The organism is Oleisolibacter albus (assembly GCF_003336875.1).
GTDB lineage: Bacteria > Pseudomonadota > Alphaproteobacteria > Azospirillales > Azospirillaceae > Niveispirillum > Niveispirillum album.
In genome coordinates this window covers 79696-96301 of sequence record NZ_QGNJ01000007.1, presented here as the reverse complement: position 1 = coordinate 96301, position 16606 = coordinate 79696, and the positions used below count along the sequence as shown (strand labels likewise).

The window sequence follows — 16606 nt, the reverse complement described above, 5'->3', positions numbered from 1 at the left end:
GAGAACCAGCCATGACCCCTCCGCGCATGACCACCACCGCCGGCGCCCCTGTCGCCGACAACCAGAACAGCCTCACCGCCGGTGCCCGCGGCCCCGTCCTGCTTCAGGACTACCAGCTGATCGAGAAGCTGGCGCATCAGAACCGTGAGCGCATCCCCGAGCGCGTGGTGCATGCCAAGGGCTGGGGCGCCTTCGGCACGCTGACGGTCACGCAGGATATCACCCGCTTCACCCGGGCCAAGCTGTTTGGGGAGGTCGGCAAGACGACGGATCTGCTGATCCGCTTCTCCACCGTGGCGGGTGAACTGGGCGCCGCCGATGCCGAGCGCGATGTGCGCGGCTTCGCCATGAAATTCTACACCGAGGACGGCAACTGGGATCTGGTCGGCAACAACACGCCGGTCTTCTTCGTCCGCGATCCGCTGAAGTTCCCGGACTTCATCCATACGCAGAAGCGGCATCCCCGCACCAACCTGCGCTCGCCCACCGCCATGTGGGACTTCTGGAGCCTGTCGCCGGAAAGCCTGCATCAGGTCACCATCCTGATGAGCGACCGTGGTCTGCCGCCCAGCCCGCGTTTCATGAACGGCTATGGCAGCCACACCTTCAGCTTCTGGAACGACAATGGCGAGCGCTTCTGGGTGAAGTTCCACTTCAAGACCCGGCAGGGCCACCGCTATCTGACCAACGCGGAATCCGCCCAGGTCATCGGCCAGACCCGCGAAAGCTATCAGGAGGATCTGTTCGGCTCGATCGAGCGCGGCGAATTCCCGCGCTGGACCATGTATGTCCAGGTCATGCCGGAGCTGGATGCGGAAAAGACGCCCTACAATCCCTTCGATCTGACCAAGGTCTGGCCACATGGCGACTATCCGCTGATCGAGGTGGGGGTGGTTGAGCTGAACCGCAACGCCGACAACTACTTCGCCGAGATCGAACAGGCGGCGTTCAGCCCGTCCAACGTGGTGCCGGGGATCGGCTTCAGCCCGGACAAGATGCTCCAGGCCCGCATCTTCTCCTACGCCGATGCGCACCGGTACCGGTTGGGCACCCATTACGAGGCCCTGCCGGTCAACGCCCCGAAGTGCCCGGTCCATCACTATCACAAGGACGGGGCCATGCGGTTCTTCCGCAACGATACGGGCAACGCCGATGTTTACTACGAGCCGAACAGCTTCAACGGCCCGAGCCAGGACCCGGGCGTGAAGGAGCCGCCGTTGCGCCTCACCGGTGATGCCGACCGCTACGATCACCGGGCGGGCAATGACGACTTCAGCCAGCCGCGGACCTTGTTCAGCCTGTTCGACGCCGGCCAGAGGCAGCGCCTGTTCTCGAACATCGCTGCGGCCATGCAGGGTGTGCCGGCGTTCATCGTGGAGCGCCAGTTGGCCCTGTTCGACACGGTCCACCCGGACTATGGCGCCGGTGTCCGGGCGGCTCTTGCCGTGGCGGCGGCCCCTGCGGCGGTAGCCGCCGAGTAACACCCGGTCCCGTTGGGTCCGCCTCAGCGGGACCACGGACAAGGCGCTGATACGGTCAGGGGAGGGTGGTCACCATCCTCCTGAAGATTGGAGTGGTGATGATGCCGTCCCGGTCCGACATAGTGCCCGTTCCCGTCTCTCCCGGTCCTGTACAAGGCCGGCTGTCGCGGGCTGGCTGGAAGCTGGCTGGTTACGGCTTCGTGCTGCTGGGCGGGATCGGCATGGCCGTGCCGCTGCTGCCCACCACCATCTTCTGGATCCTGGCCGTGCTGTGCCTGTTGCGGGCCGGGGATCAGCGCGCCGGACGGCTGCTGGCCCATCCCCGCTATGGCGCACCCATCCGGCTGTTCCTGGAACAGGGCGCCATCAGCCGGCGGGGCAAGGCCTTCGCCCTTTCCGGTCTTCTTCTTTCCGCAGCGGTGCTCGCACCGCTTGCTGCCAGCCAACCCGTCGCCGTCGCGGCAGGGTGGGCTGTCCTGGCCCTGGTCGGTGCGTGGCTGGCGACCCGACCGGAGCCGCGGACAGTGCGGGTGCGTTCCGGCGCTTGAGCCGGGGGCACCCGTGTTTCGGTCGGAAACCTTGGCCCGCGATCCCGCCCCGGGTCGCGGGTCCTTTCCGGCTTTCCGGCCTGCCAAGAGACCCCGTTCAGGATCATGGATGCAGGAGATCCGATCATGCGTGCCGACCGTTCCCTCGATCGATTGATGTCCGCCCTGTCCGCCCAGAAGGTCACTCTGCGCTCCGCGGGTGACCGCCTGTTCATCGAAGGCACGGCGGACCCGGCACTGTTGCTGAAAGCCCACCGTTATCGGCGGGCCTTGTTGGCGCGTGTCCGCAACGCCTCCTGAATCCTGCTTCTGCGCTTGTTTTCTGCGGGCTGCCCGACTGTGGCGGTGCGGACACAGATGTGTCCCTATCGTATGACGGTTTGTTGACAGGGGCCGGTCGTCTCCATAGGGTCCGCCGCAACGAGGCGGCCGGACGGATCGGCAGGGCACAAGGCATCCGTCAACCGGTCGGCAGGGGGGGAATGAACCACCAGGGGTCGCGTCGGCTCACCGGTTGGGAGGCTTCATTCCATGGTTCGTTCGGTTGCGGGACGCGCGTCCCTGATGGGCGCTGTGGCGTCCTTGGCTTTGTTCGGGGCGGCCCAGGCGCAGGACGCTGGCACGCTGGAAGAAATCATCGTCACGGCGCAGAAGCGCGAACAGAATCTGCAGGACGTGCCGGTGTCGGTGGCGACGCTGGGCGGCGATGTGCTGCAGAACGTGTCGGCCGGCGGCGCCGACATCCGCTTCCTGTCGGCCCGCGTGCCGTCGCTGACGGCGGAATCCTCCTTCGGTCGCACCTTCCCGCGCTTTTATATCCGCGGTCTGGGCAACACGGACTTCGACCTCAACGCCTCGCAGCCGGTCAGTCTGGTCTATGACAATGTGGTGCTGGAAAATCCGGCGCTGAAGGGCATGCCGGCCTTCGACCTGGAGCGGGTCGAGGTTCTGCGCGGTCCGCAGGGCACGCTGTTCGGCCGCAACACCCCGGCCGGCATCATCCAGCTGGTGTCGAAGAAGCCCACCGACGAGACCGAGGGCTATGCCAGCCTGTCCTATGGCCGCTGGAACGCCATGGAGGCCGAGGGTGCCGTCGGTGGCAGCCTGATCGAGGGTAAGGTCAAGGGGCGCGTCTCCTTCCTGCACCAGCGCCGCGACGGCTATGTGGACAACAGCTTCACCGGCGAGAACGACTCCCTGGAAGGCTACGAGGACACGGCCGCCCGCGTGCAGGTGGAGTTCACGCCGAACGACCGCCTGACCGTGCTGGTCAACGGCCATATGCGGTCGCTGGATGGCACTGCCCGTGTTTTCCGCGCCAACATCATCAAGCCGGGCACCAACGATCTGGTTGACGGCTTCAGCCCCTATAAGGCGGCGCTGGATGGCGGCAACGACCAGGAGGTCAATCAGCGCGGTGTCTCCATCGATGCCGCCTATGATTTCGGCCCGGTGACGCTGACCTCGATCACCGCCTACGAATATGTGGATGTGTTCTCCCGCGGCGACGTGGACGGCAGCTTCACGGGTGATCCGGGCATTCCCTTCCCGGCGGAAAGCGCCAGCGTCATTCCGGGCGTGGATCAGGTGTCACAGGAACTGCGCCTGTCCTCCAACGACAGCGGTCCGCTGAAGTGGCAGGGCGGCTTCTTCTATTTCCACGACAATGTCCACTTCCAGAACATCAATTACGGCAACGCCACGCATCCGCTGGGCTGGAGCACCGTCGCCTATTCCCGTCAGAAGAACGATGCCTGGGCCCTGTTCGGCCAGGCCAGCTACGACGTCACCGACCGTCTGACCCTGACCGCCGGCCTGCGGTACACCGACGATCAGAAGGACCTGAACAAGTACACGGTCTTCTACAATCAGGTTGGCCGGCCCGTGACCACCGACCCCAAGGTCAGCAAGTCCGACAGCAAGGTCAGCTGGGACGTGGCGGCCGACTATCTCATCACCGACGGCGTGCATGGCTTCGCCCGCATCGCCACCGGCTTCCGCGCCCCGTCGATCCAGCCGCGCACCGATCCGGGCGTGCCCAGCACCACGGCCAATTCGGAAACCGTCACCTCCTATGAGGCCGGCGTGAAGTCCGACCTTTGGGGCCGCCGGGCCCGCCTGAACCTCACCGGCTTCTATTACGAGGTGAAGGACCAGCAGTTCACGGCCGTGGGTGGCGCCAGCAACGCCAACACGCTGCTGAATGCCGACAAGGGCATCGGCGCCGGCTTCGAGGCCGAGCTGGAGGTCAAGCCGGTGGAAAACCTGCTGCTGACCGCCGGCACCAGCTACAACTACACGGAGATCAAGGACAGCGACGTGGCCGTCGGCACCTGCCGCAGCTGCACCGTCACCGATCCGCTGGTGACCCGCGGTGGCCGCACCCTGGCGCTGATCGACGGCAATCCGTTCCCGCAGGCGCCGCGCTGGATCGTCAACACCACCGCCCGCTACGGCATCCCGCTGGGCGATGGCGAGCTGTACGGCTTCACCGACTGGGCCTACAAGACCAGCGCCAATTTCTTCCTGTACGAGTCCAAGGAGTTCCACTCCAAGGCTTACTGGCTGGGGGGTCTGCGCGTCGGCTATAATCATGATGACCGCTTCGATATTTCCGCCTTCGTCCGCAATCTCACCAACGAGAAGCAGCTGGAAGGCGGCATCGATTTCAACAATCTCACCGGCTTCATCATCGAGCCGCGCACCTATGGCGTGACCGCGAGCATGCGTTTCTAAGCATCTCCGCTGGTTTTATTGCTGAAGCCCCGCCGGTCGGCCCGACCGGCGGGGCTTTCTCTTTACCGGGCCGGACCTTTCGGGCTATCTCCATCATCCGGTTGTCGGACGGGCTCCGGCGGGATGACATGGGCGGCATGGAAGCGCAACGACACATCCTGGTCGTCGACGACGACCCCGACCTCTGCGAACTGCTCCACGCCTTTCTGCTGGAGCATGGGTTCCGCGTCTCCACGGCCGGCAACGGCACGGAGATGGCGCGTCTGATGGCGCGCTGGCCGGTGGATGCCGTGGTGCTGGATGTCATGTTGCCGGGGGAGGACGGCACCGCCCTCTGCCGTCAGCTGCGGGCCCGCTCCAATGTCCCCATCATCATGCTGACCGCCATGCGCGGGGAAGCCGACCGCATCGTCGGGCTGGAGCTGGGGGCCGACGATTATGTGGTCAAGCCGTTCAGCCCGCGCGAGCTGCTGGCGCGCATCCGTGCCGTCATGCGCCGGTCTGGCACGGCCAGGGCCGAAGCACGGCCCAAGACCTATGGGTTCGACGGCTGGACCCTGGATGAGGGCCGGCGCGAGCTGCGGGCGCCCGACGGCACGCTGATCCATCTCAGCAGCGGTGAATACCGGATTCTCGGCGCCCTGCTGCGCCGGCCGCAGCAGGTGGTCGCGCGGGAGGAGCTGCTGGAACTGCACCGCGGGGCGGAGGCCGGCCCCTTCGACCGTTCGGTCGATATCCAGGTCAGCCGGCTGCGCCGCAAGCTGGAAGCCGGCGGCGCCTCGACCGAGCTGATCAAGTCGGTGCGTGGCGTCGGTTATGTGCTCTCGGCCCCGGTGGAGGAGCAGGACCGCGCCGCGGGCAGCGCGGTGGCCTGATATGCCGCGCCGGCGCCTGCCGTTGCCCGGCCGCTTCCGCAGCCGGTTGGAGCTGACCCAGGTCGGCCTGGTTCTGCTGTCGCTGCTGGTCGTCGGGTTGCTGCACCTCTGGCTGGCCGAGGCGGGGCGCGGCGAGGTGGTGCTGGCCCTGCTGGCCGTGACCGGCGCCCTGGTGGCGCTTGCCTACGGGCTGGCGGCCCTGCTGGCCGGCCCGGTGGAGCGGCTGGCCGAGGCGGCGGAACCGCAGGATGACTGCATCCTGCCGCGCCCGCTGCCGACCGACGGACCGGAGGAGCTGGCGGCCCTGGCCGCCGCCGTCAACCGCGACCGCGCCGCCGTCACCCGGCTGCTGGAGGAGCGCACGCAGCTTCTGGCCGCGATCTCCCACGATATGAGGGCTCCGGCCACGCGCATGCGCCTGCGTGCGGAGTTCGTGCGTGACGAGGGGGTGCGTGACAAGCTGTTGGCGGATCTGGAGGAGATGGAGGCCATGCTGGCCGTCTCCCTCGACTTTCTGGTGGATGACGCGGCGCGCGAGCCGGTGGAACTGCTGGCCTTCACCGCGCTGTTGCAGAGCCTGTGCGAGGATTATGCCGATATGGGCCGCCCGGTCGGCTTCGACGGCCCGCCGCCGCTGAGCTTCGACCCCGTCGGCACCGTGTTCGGCAGTGGCGGTGGCGGGCGGCTGACCTTCGGGCCGCCGCCACAGATCCGCCTGCGCGGTCGGCCGCGCAGCCTGCGTCGCGCCTTTGCCAACCTTATTGAGAATGCCCTGAACTATGGGGGCCGCGCCCGCGTCAGCCTGTCCGCCGACACGGCCGAAGTGGTGGTGGAGGTGCTGGACGACGGCCCCGGCATTCCCGAGGCCGAGATGGAGAAGGTGCTGCGTCCCTTCTACCGGCTCGATCCGTCACGCAACCGTTCCACCGGCGGGTCCGGCCTGGGCCTGTCCATCGTGAAGTCGGTGGTGGACGCCCACCAGGGCCGGCTGGAACTGATGAACAGGCTGGAAGGCGGCTTGCGCGTGCGGGTGACGCTGCCGCGGGTGCTATAGCGCCTCTCCCTGCCACAGGCGGGCGGCGCCGCGCACGCCGGAGGAATCACCCCAGCGCGCCGGGACGATGCGCGCCGACCAATGGTCGGAAAAGACATAGCGTTCGATTACCGCCGGCACGCGCGCATAGATCTCGTCCACGTTGGACAGGCCGCCGCCCAGCACGAACACGTCCGGGTCCACGATGGTACACAGCATGGCCATGCCGCGGCCCAGCCGGTCGATATAGCGGTCCAGCGCGGCCGCGGCCTCGGCGTCGCCGGCCCGTGCTGCGGCCACGATCTCCTCTCCGCTCAGTGTCCGCCCGGTGACGGCGGTGAAATCCCGGCGCAGGCCGCTGCCGGAGATCCAGGTTTCCAGGCAGTTGTGCTGGCCGCACCAGCAGGCCGGGCCGGGGATCTCGTCGGCGCGCGGCCAGGGCAGGGGCACATGGCCCCATTCGCCGCCGATGCCGTTGGCGCCCTCCACCAGCCGCCCATGCACCACCAGCCCGCCGCCGCAGCCCGTGCCCAGGATCAGGCCGAAGACCACGCGGGCGCCGGCGGCGGCGCCGTCCACGGCCTCCGACAGGGCCAAACAGTTGGCGTCGTTGGCCAGCCGCACCGGACGGCCCAGCGCCGCTTCCAGGTCGCGGGCGAAGGGCCGTCCGTTCAGCCAGGTGGAATTGGCATTGCGCATCAGCCCGGTGCGCGGCGACGGCGAACCGGGCAGGCCGATGCCGATGCTGCCGCTGGCTCCCACCTCCTGCTCGACCCGCGCCACCAGATCGCGCAGCAGCGTCAGCGCTGCGTCATAGCCGCCGGGACTGGGTACGCGCACCCGGGTGAGAAAGTTGCCATCTGCGTCCAGCGCCGCCGCTTCGATCTTGGTGCCGCCGAAGTCGATGCCGATCTGGATCATGCCACTGCCATTCCTGCTCCCGTTGCCCAGGCCATCAAGCGACAGGCCGGTGGATGGCGTCAATGGCGACGGGGCCTCAGCCGAACAGGCGCTGGTACAGGTCCAGATCAAGCTCGTTGGCGTTCTCGATGGCGCGGCGGTCACGGTCGCGCAGGACGAAGCCGCCAGGGCGCTGCACATTCTCATGGCCCAGCGTCAGACAGGACCGCTCCAGGCCGCTGTCATGGGCGATGAAATCCAGCAGCCCGTCCAGATCCTCGGTGCGGCCGACGAAGGCGAAGCTGCGCTTCAGGTTGCGCAGGGCCCGATACAGTTGCAGCCGCGTCCGCAACGGGCGGACCGGCCGCCCGGTCAGCGCCCGGTGCAGCCGGTTGCCGGCGATCTCCCGCCAGCGGCGGCCACGGCTGTACCGCGCCGCCAGCATGCGCACCATGTGGTTGTTGCTCTCCTCGGTCAGTTGCCGCTCGACGAAGCCGGCGATGTCCAGCCCTTCGGCATGGATGGCGGCATGCAAGGGGGCCTGCGGCAGCCGGTGGTGATGCCAGTAGAGCGAAACCACCCGTTCCACCGGATGGCGCAGCACCGTGACATAGCGCGGCGCCGTGTCGCCCAGCAGGGCATGGAAGCCGTAGGAGAAATGGCCGTACAGCACATCGCCCCGGCCCACCTGGGCACGCAGCGCCGGCACATTCCAATAGCCGTAATCGAGATAGATCTCGCGTAGCCGCCCGGCATAGACCTTCTCGGCCAGCAGCAGGCGCAGACTGGTTCCGGCTGTCTTGGGCACATGCATGTAGTAGAGCAAGGACCATCTCCGGTGCGGACAGCGATGTCCGGTCCGGTCTACGGGCATTCCTTGCCCCTGGACAAGATATCCAGTCCGCCCCCGGCCATCTGCACCGGCCGGGGGCATCGGGACTACCCCATCGCGGGCGCACCGATCAGATCCGGGCGCCCGACTTCGGCTCGAACAGGCTGGCCGATCCCAAATCGAGGGCGAAGCTGGCCGTCTCTCCGGTGCGTGGCGCGTCGGCTGGTTTGACGCGGGCCACCGTGTCCTGCCCGCCCAGGCCGATATAGGCCAGGGTGTCGGCGCCGGTGGGTTCCAGCACGCCGACGCTGGCCTCCACCACCACCTGGCCGGAGGCCAGGTCGCTGCCGGCGCGGGTGATGTGCTCGGGGCGCAGGCCCAGCACCACCTCACGTCCCACATGCTCGGCCAAGCCGTTACCAAGCTGCACCGGCACCTGCGGCGGCAGCGGCAGGAACACGTCCGACCAGGCGCCATGGGCCTCGCACTTCACGAACAGGCCCAGCCGGTCCTTCTCCACCGCAACCACGGCCGGCAGGAAGTTCATGGGCGGGGAGCCGACGAAGCCGGCCACATACATGTTGGCCGGTCGTTCATAGATCTCCTGCGGCGGGGCGAACTGCTGCACCACGCCCTCCTTCATGATGGCGATGCGGGTCGCCAGGGTCATGGCCTCGATCTGGTCGTGGGTGACATAGACGATGGTGGAACCCAGCCGCTGATGCAGCTTCTTGATCTCGGTGCGCATGTCGATGCGCAGGCGGGCATCCAGGTTCGACAGCGGCTCGTCGAACAGGAACACCTTGGGATCGCGCACCAGGGCCCGGCCCATGGCCACGCGCTGACGCTGGCCGCCGGACAGCTGCGCCGGCTTGCGCTCCAGCAGATGTTCGATCTGCAGCAGGGCCGCCACCTTGCGCACGGCGGCCTCGCGCTCGGCCTTGGGCACCTTGCGCATCTCCAGCCCGAACCCGATGTTCCGGGCCACGGACATGGTGGGATAGAGCGCGTAGGACTGGAACACCATGGCGATGTCGCGGTCCTTGGGATGAACCCCGTTGACGACGCGCCCGTCGATGCGGATCTCCCCGTCGGTGATCTCGTCCAGGCCTGCGATCAGGTTCAGCAGGGTGGACTTGCCGCAGCCGGATGGTCCCAGCAGCACCAGGAATTCACCGTCATTGAGGTCCAGGTCGATGCCTTTCAGCACCTCCTGATGATGATAGCGCTTGCGGACGCGGTCGATGGTCAGCGTGGCCATGGCATTACCCTTTGACGGACCCGGCCGTGAGGCCGCGGATGAAGTAGCGGCCGGCGAGCACATACACGATCAGCGTGGGCAGGCCGGCGATCAGGGCGCCCGCCATGTCCACATTGTACTGCTTCACGCCGGTGGTGGTGTTGACCAGGTTGTTCAGCGCCACGGTGATGGGCTGGGCTCCGCCGGCGGCGAAGCTGGCGCCGAACAGGAAGTCATTCCAGATCTGGGTGAACTGCCAGATCACCGTGACCACGATGATGGGCGGCGACATCGGCAGGATGATGCGGGTGAAGATCTGCACGAAGCCGGCGCCATCGATGATGGCGGCTTTCACCAGTTCATCGGGCAGGCTGACATAGTAGTTGCGGAAGAACAGGGTGGTGAAGGCCAGGCCATAGACCACATGCACCAGCACCAGCCCCTGGGTCGTGCCCGCCATGCCGAGAAAGCCCAGCGTCTGCGCCATGGGCAGCAGCACCAGCTGGAACGGCAGGAAGCTGCCGAACAGCATCAGTCCGAACACGACGTTGGCGCCGCGGAAGCGGAACTTGGTCAGGGCGAAGCCGTTCAGCGCGCCCAGCGCCGTGGACAGCAGCACCCCCGGCACGGCGATGGCGACGGAGTTCCAGAAATAGGGTGCCAGCCCGCGGCAGTCGGCACCGATGCAGGCCTGGTTCCAGGCCGTGCGCCAGGCATCCAGTGTCGGCGCCAGCGGCAGCGACAGCAGCGATCCCGTGCGGATCTCGTCCGGCGTCTTGAACGCGGTGGCGACCAGCACCAGCAGCGGGGTGATATAATAGAGGGCGAACAGCGCCAGCATCAGATACAGGCCGATGCGCAAGGCGCGGGCGCCCGGCGTGTGGGTACGCGGCAGGGCCGACAGGCTACTGGACACGGCGGCCTCCCCTCAGCTCGGAATAGAGATAGGGCACGATGACGGCCATGACCGTGGCCAGCATCATCATGGCGCTGGCGGCGCCGATGGCGATCTGGTTGCGGCGGAAGGTCATCTCGTACATGAAGGTGGCCGGCAGGTCCGAGGCATAGCCGGGGCCGCCGCCGGTCAGCGCCACCACCAGATCGAAGCTCTTGATGGCCAGATGCGCCAGGATGACGATGGCCGACAGGAACACCGGCCGGATCGACGGCAGAACGATGCCCCAGTAGATGCGGGGCAGGCTGGCGCCGTCCAGATAGGCGGCCTTGACGATCTCCTGGTCCACGCCGCGCAGTGCTGCCAGGAACAGCGCCATGACGAAGCCGCTGGCCTGCCAGACACCGGCGATCACCAGCGTATAGACCGCCATCTGGTCGTTGATGATCCAGTCGAACCGGAATGTCTCGAAGCCCAGGCCGCGGACGAAGGCCTGGATGCCGATATCCGGATTCAGGATCCATTTCCAGGCGGTGCCGGTGACGATGAAGCTCAGCGCCATGGGATACAGATAGATGGTGCGCAGCGCCCCCTCGGCCCGGACCCGCTGGTCCAGCAGCACGGCCAGAATGATCCCCAGCATCAGGCTGATCAGGATGAACAGGCTGCCGAACAGCAGCAGATTGCCGATGGCCACGTTCCAGCGTGTCATCGACCACAGACGCACATAGGCGTCGATGCCGTCGAAGCCGTAGACCGGCAGCATGCGCGACCTGGTGAAGCTGATATAGGCCGTCCACAGGATGAACCCGTAGACGAACAGCAGTACCGCGGCGAAGCTCGGGGCCACCACCAGCTTCGACAGGTGGCGCTGTACGCTGTCGGCCAGGCGGCGGTCGCCATCGGGGACTGCCCTGACCGTGGACACCGCCGGCGGTGTCGACAGCGCCGGCACGGCCGGCGCCGCCGGCTCCGGCATCGTCTGTTGCACCATGACCTCTTGTCCCTTGCCCTCACGGGGTGGCGATTCTTCCGTCGCCACCCCGGTCTCCTCAGACGTTACCGGGCCAGCGTCACCGCTTCGGCCAGCCGCTTCACCGCGTCCTTCGAGGACATGTCGCTGTTGAAATGCGCCGTGACCACGTCCAGGAAGGCGCCCCGGACAGAGCCCGGCACCGCCATCTCATGGGCCATGCTCGGCATCAGTGTCTTGGCGCCGATGGCCTGCTTCAGATCCTGGGACGATTTCTGGGCGCAGGCGTCGAATCCGTCCATGGGCAGGGTCATGCGGGCGGGGATGGAGCCCTTGGTCAGATTGAACTCGTGCTGGAACTTCTCGCCCAGCATCAGCTTGGCCAGCAGCATCTGTCCGGCGGTGCGGTCCTTGTCCTTCGCCGTGAACATGACGAAGCTGTCGGAATTCAGCAGGAAGCCGTCGCTGCCCGGCGTGGTGGTGCAGAGCACGTCCTTGCCCGGCACCTTGCCGGCGGCCACCAGCTCGCCCTTGGCCCAGTCGCCCATGATCTGCATGGCGGCATCGCCCTTCATGACCATGGCCGTGGCCAGATTCCATTCTCGGTTGGAAAAGCCATTGTCGACGAAGCCGCGGATGGTCCGCATCTGGTCGAACACCTTGACCATGGTGTCGGAGGTCAGGGCTTTCTCATCCAGATCGACCAGTGCCTTCTTGTAGAACTCGGACCCGCCCAGGCCCAGCACCACCGTTTCAAAGATGGTGGCATCCTGCCAGGGCTGGCCGCCATGGGCCAGCGGGACGATGCCGGCGGCCTTCAGCTTGGTGGCGACGGCGTTGAATTCCTCCCAGGTCTTGGGCGGCTGGGCGCCGACCTTGGCCAGGGCGGCGGGATTCGACCACAGCCAGTTGACGCGATGGATGTTCACGGGAACGGCCACATAATGGCCGTCGCTCTTGATGACCTGCTGCAACTGCGGCGGCACCAGCTGGTCCCAGTTCTCGGCCTTGGCCACACTGTCCAGCGGGGCCAGCACGCCCTGCTCGGCCCATTCCTTGATGCTCGGTCCCTTCAGCTGCACCGCGTTCGGGGCATCGCCGGCCAGCACGCGGGAGCGCAGCACCGTGCTGGCGGCATCACCGCCGCCGCCGGCCACCGGCGCGTCGATCCACTTGCCGCCGGCCTTCTCGAAGTCCTGGCGCAGCACGTTCACCGCACGGCTCTCGCCGCCCGAGGTCCAGAAGTGCAGCACTTCGACCGTGGGTTCGGCCATGGCCGGTGTCGCCGCCAGCACACCGATCACGGCGGCGGACCGCAGCAGAAGGGAAAGGGTGTGACCCATCCTGGGCATCGCATAACCTCCCGTTGGCGGACCCGGACGTTCCTGTCCGGTCCCTGTTTCTTGCATCAACCGATCCTAGGACAGGCTTGGCCCCTGATGCCTTGGCCGCATTGTTTCGTCGGGGTATCGTTTGCCAGGAAATGAAACAAACTGAAACAGACCTGCGGTCGGCTTGCCCCTAAGCTGTAATCGGGTCCGGGACGGCGGCCGGCTGTTTCCGACCCGCGAAGGATGGATGAACCATCCCGGGCCGGTGTTCCGCCATCGGGCGGCCCCGGTGCCACCAGGATCGGGGGAGGACTGAGAATGCCAGGATCTGCCGTACCCGCAGAGGGCTGCCGCACGGTGCTCTCCTTGATGGCGCGCTCCTTGGGGGTGACCGTCCCGAAGATTGATGTCACGAAACTGTCGCAGGACCGATCCGCCTCGCCTTTCCATGCGTTTCATCCCGGACAGGCTGCCGACGTCTTTGCTGTCTCCACGCGTCGCATGGCCCGAGCACTGCCGTCCTGACGGGCGGTGCGGTTCCGGCCGGGCTTGCCCGTTCCTCGCGAACGGCGGTCCAGCACGCTGAAGCCGCACGACACGAAGCGGCCGCGTTGAACGAAAGTGGGAGGGACAGCAAATGCGACAGCGGAAGCGCCCGCCGCGTCCGTGTCCTGGCCGCATCGCAGCGGCAGGAGGCGGCCCATGACGGCGACCGTACCGAACAGCGTGGCGGCAGAGGCCGGCGAACCCGTCCGGGTCGAAATCGTGGGGCGCATGGAACAGCGGCGGCGACGGGCCGCTGTCTTCTTCCTGATGCCCACCGTCATCGCCCTGCTGCTGGTGGCCGGCTGGCCGCTGGTGCGCACCGTCTATCTGGGATTCACCGATGCTCGTCTGGGCGGCAGCGAACAGGCGTCGTTCGTCGGCCTTGCCAATTTCGGCTTCTTGCTCAGCGATCCGGCCTGGTGGACCGCCACCTGGGTGACGCTGAAGTTCGCCACCGCGTCGGTGGTGATCGAGACGGTGCTGGGCATGGTCATTGCCCTGGTGCTGAACGCCCATCTGCCCGGCCGCGGGCTGATGCGGGCGGCGGTGCTGGTGCCCTGGGCCATCCCCACGGTCATCAGTGCCCAGATGTGGGGCTGGATGTATCACGACCTTTACGGCGTGGTGAACACGCTGCTGGTGGGCCTCGGCATCCTTGATGCGCCGCGGGCCTGGATGGCCAATCCCGATACGGCACTGTGGGCCATGGTGGCGGTGGATGTGTGGAAGACCACGCCCTTCATGGCCCTGCTGATTCTGGCGGCGTTGCAGACGCTCCCGCACGAGATCTACGAGGCGGCGCGGGTGGACGGGGTGCATCCGCTGAAGGTGTTCTGGCGCATCACCCTGCCGCTGATCCGGCCGGCGCTGATGGTGGCCATCATCTTCCGCGCTCTGGACGCGCTGCGCATGTTCGACCTGGCCTATGTCATGGCCGGGGCCAATGCGGCGACAGCCACCCTGTCGGTCTATGCCCGGCAGAATCTGGTGGATTTCCAGGATGTGGGGTTCGGCTCGGCCGCCTCCACCCTGCTGGTCCTGCTGATCCTGCTCATCACCGGCATCCTGCTGACGGTCGGACGTGTCCGGCTGGCGGCGGATGCCCGCTAGGGAGGGCCGGTGCCATGCATGCCAAACGACTTGTCGGGCGCGGCCTGTTCTATCTGCTGGTCGCCGTCATCATCCTTTACACCCTGTTCCCGTTCTACTGGGCCATTGTCTCCTCGCTGCGCAGCGGCCAGGGGCTGTTCAGCACGGCTCTGATCCCCAGCGATCCGGTCTGGGACAATTATGTCGCGGTGTTCCGGGAACAGCCCTTCGCCGCCAACATCCTCAATTCGGTCATCGTCGCCACGGCGGTGGTGGCCCTGTCGCTGATGCTGTCGCTGACGGCGGCCTATGCGCTGGGCCGTGTGCGCTTCCGCGGCCGTGGAACGCTGCTGATGGTGGTGCTGGCCGTCAGCATGTTTCCGCAGGTGGCGGTGCTGTCGGGGCTGTTCGAGCTGATCCGCTGGCTCGGCCTCTACAACAGCCTGACCGGGCTGATCCTGTCCTATCTGATCTTCACCCTGCCGTTCACGGTCTGGGTGCTGACGACCTTCATGCGCGAGCTGCCCAAGGAGCTGGAGGAGGCGGCCCTGGTCGATGGCGCCAGCCCCTGGGTCACCTTGACGCGGGTATTTCTGCCCCTGATGTGGCCGGCCCTGGTGACCACCGGGCTGTTGGCCTTCATCGCGGCCTGGAACGAGTTCCTGTTCGCCCTGACCTTCACCCTGTCCAACGAGATGCGCACCGTCCCGGTCGCCATTGCCCTGATTACAGGCGCCAGCCAGTACGAACTGCCCTGGGGGCGGGTCATGGCGGCCAGCGTCATCGTCACCGTCCCCCTCATCATCATGGTCCTGATCTTCCAGCGCCGCATCGTCGCCGGACTGACTGCGGGTGCCGTCAAGGGATGATCTCCCTCAATGCATCCGGCCCAAAGACCGAATAGGAGGAAGCCATGAGTGCGGTAGAACTGAAGGGCGTGGAGAAACAGTTCGGCAAGACCAACGTCATCCGCGGCGTGGATTTGTCGATTAATAGTGGGGAATTCATCGTATTTGTCGGTCCATCCGGTTGTGGCAAATCCACGTTGCTGCGCCTGGTGGCCGGGCTTGAGGAGCCGACGGGTGGGCAAGTGCGCATCGGGGATCAGGTCGTCAACGACAAGCCGCCATCGGAGCGGGGCATCGCCATGGTGTTCCAATCCTATGCGCTGTATCCGCACATGACCGCCCGCGAGAACATGGCCTTCGGGCTAAAGCTCGGTCGTATGGACAAGGCCGGGATCGACTCGGCGGTGAACGAGGCGGCCCGTATCCTGCAGATCGAGCATCTGCTGGGGCGCAAGCCGCGCGAGTTGTCGGGCGGCCAGCGCCAGCGTGTTGCCATCGGGCGCGCCCTGGTTCGCCATCCCAAAGTTTTTTTGTTCGACGAGCCGCTGTCCAACCTTGATGCGGCCTTGCGCGTGCAGACGCGCCTGGAGATCGCCCGTCTGCACCGCAACCTTAAGGCCACAATGATCTATGTCACGCACGATCAAGTCGAGGCCATGACTCTGGCCGACCGTATCGTGGTGCTGAATGCGGGTCAGGTGGAGCAGGTCGGGTCTCCGCTTGAATTGTATGAAAATCCATCCAATCAATTCGTGGCTGGATTCATCGGCTCCCCTTCCATGAACTTCATTCCTGTCACCATGGTGGGGCAGGGTGTTGATGGCGTTTCTGTCACACTGCCCGGAGAAGTGACGGCAACTGTGCCGGTTATTCCGGAAGCAGTGGAAACCAGTGGGGATCGTCTGGTATTGGGCGTTCGACCAGAGCATCTGCTGCTGGGCGACGCGGAGCCGGGTGTGCCCTCGGCACTGATCGCCGGGCGGGCGCTGCTGGTGGAACAGTTGGGAGAAAGCGGACTGGTGCATGTGCGCCTGGAGGACGGCAGCACGTTGGCGGTGCGCCAGCCCGGCACGGTCCTGATTGAGGAGAATCAACCGGTTCAGGTGGTGCTGCCGTTGCATCGCCTGCACCTTTTCGATGAGAGCGGCCGGTCGTTCCGCCGACAGCGTGCGGCGCTGTCGCAGGCGACGGATCGGTCGACCGCCATTTCAGCCGCATGAGGAGGGATACGGCGGCGCCGGCCGGCGACGTCACCGCACTGATGGGCTGACAATGTTCC

The 16606-nt window shown here is 66.4% G+C and carries 15 protein-coding genes; 9 read left to right on the top strand and 6 right to left on the bottom strand.

Translation table 11 applies throughout. From position 1 onward, the window contains the following. The first annotated feature begins 11 nt into the window (after positions 1–11). From DK368_RS11345 to DK368_RS11325, 6 genes are all read left to right on the top strand, one after another. Entirely contained in the window at positions 12–1481 is a 1470-nt protein-coding gene (locus DK368_RS11345) for a catalase (protein ID WP_114394066.1), read from the top strand. A 98-nt stretch (positions 1482–1579) separates the two neighbouring features. Then, complete coding sequence (locus tag DK368_RS11340; protein WP_155524555.1) at positions 1580–2029, top strand: YbaN family protein; 450 nt, start codon at positions 1580–1582, stop codon at positions 2027–2029. A 126-nt stretch (positions 2030–2155) separates the two neighbouring features. After that, a complete protein-coding gene (locus DK368_RS21395) occupies positions 2156–2329 on the top strand; it encodes a hypothetical protein (RefSeq protein WP_155524554.1) in 174 nt (57 codons plus the stop codon). Between the two features lie 231 nt (positions 2330–2560). Next, the gene (locus DK368_RS11335; protein ID WP_114394064.1) at positions 2561–4765 is read left to right on the top strand and encodes a TonB-dependent receptor; all 2205 of its coding nucleotides are present in this window, start codon (positions 2561–2563) and stop codon (positions 4763–4765) included. Positions 4766–4902: 137 nt separating this feature from the next. After that, a complete protein-coding gene (locus DK368_RS11330; protein WP_114394200.1) occupies positions 4903–5640 on the top strand; it encodes a response regulator in 738 nt (245 codons plus the stop codon). Position 5641: 1 nt separating this feature from the next. Then, on the top strand, positions 5642–6694 hold the full coding sequence (locus DK368_RS11325; protein ID WP_240002455.1) for an ATP-binding protein: 1053 nt from the start codon (positions 5642–5644) through the stop codon (positions 6692–6694). Here the strand turns inward: DK368_RS11325 and DK368_RS11320 are convergent. The 6 genes from DK368_RS11320 to DK368_RS11295 all read right to left on the bottom strand — a co-directional run bounded on the left by DK368_RS11320 (position 6689) and on the right by DK368_RS11295 (position 12865). Continuing rightward, positions 6689–7594 (bottom strand): ROK family protein, encoded by a 906-nt coding sequence (locus DK368_RS11320; protein ID WP_114394062.1) that lies wholly within the window; start codon positions 7592–7594, stop codon positions 6689–6691. The two genes, DK368_RS11325 and DK368_RS11320, sit on opposite strands and share 6 nt — an antisense overlap. Positions 7595–7670: 76 nt before the next feature. Then, positions 7671–8399 (bottom strand): sulfotransferase family 2 domain-containing protein, encoded by a 729-nt coding sequence (locus DK368_RS11315; RefSeq protein WP_162305997.1) that lies wholly within the window; start codon positions 8397–8399, stop codon positions 7671–7673. 136 nt (positions 8400–8535) lie between these two features. Then, entirely contained in the window at positions 8536–9666 is a 1131-nt protein-coding gene (locus DK368_RS11310; RefSeq protein WP_114394060.1) for an ABC transporter ATP-binding protein, read from the bottom strand. A 4-nt stretch (positions 9667–9670) separates the two neighbouring features. Continuing rightward, positions 9671–10561 (bottom strand): carbohydrate ABC transporter permease, encoded by an 891-nt coding sequence (locus tag DK368_RS11305; RefSeq protein ID WP_240002454.1) that lies wholly within the window; start codon positions 10559–10561, stop codon positions 9671–9673. After that, positions 10551–11582, bottom strand: a complete 1032-nt coding sequence (locus DK368_RS11300; RefSeq protein ID WP_240002453.1) for a carbohydrate ABC transporter permease — start codon at positions 11580–11582, stop codon at positions 10551–10553. Before DK368_RS11300 ends, DK368_RS11305 begins: the two co-directional genes overlap by 11 nt. A gap of 17 nt (positions 11583–11599) precedes the next feature. After that, positions 11600–12865 (bottom strand): ABC transporter substrate-binding protein, encoded by a 1266-nt coding sequence (locus DK368_RS11295; RefSeq protein WP_240002452.1) that lies wholly within the window; start codon positions 12863–12865, stop codon positions 11600–11602. 681 nt (positions 12866–13546) lie between these two features. Between DK368_RS11295 and DK368_RS11290 the strand changes: the two genes are divergently transcribed. Genes DK368_RS11290 through DK368_RS11280 form a run of 3 tightly spaced genes read left to right on the top strand, consistent with a single transcriptional unit; the run spans position 13547 to position 16547 of the window. After that, positions 13547–14500 (top strand): carbohydrate ABC transporter permease, encoded by a 954-nt coding sequence (locus DK368_RS11290; protein ID WP_114394058.1) that lies wholly within the window; start codon positions 13547–13549, stop codon positions 14498–14500. 14 nt (positions 14501–14514) lie between these two features. Next, positions 14515–15348: a carbohydrate ABC transporter permease gene (locus DK368_RS11285; RefSeq protein ID WP_114394057.1), complete on the top strand. Its 834-nt coding sequence runs from the start codon at positions 14515–14517 to the stop codon at positions 15346–15348. 44 nt (positions 15349–15392) lie between these two features. Continuing rightward, the gene (locus tag DK368_RS11280) at positions 15393–16547 is read left to right on the top strand and encodes an ABC transporter ATP-binding protein (protein ID WP_114394056.1); all 1155 of its coding nucleotides are present in this window, start codon (positions 15393–15395) and stop codon (positions 16545–16547) included. Positions 16548–16606: the final 59 nt, after the last annotated feature.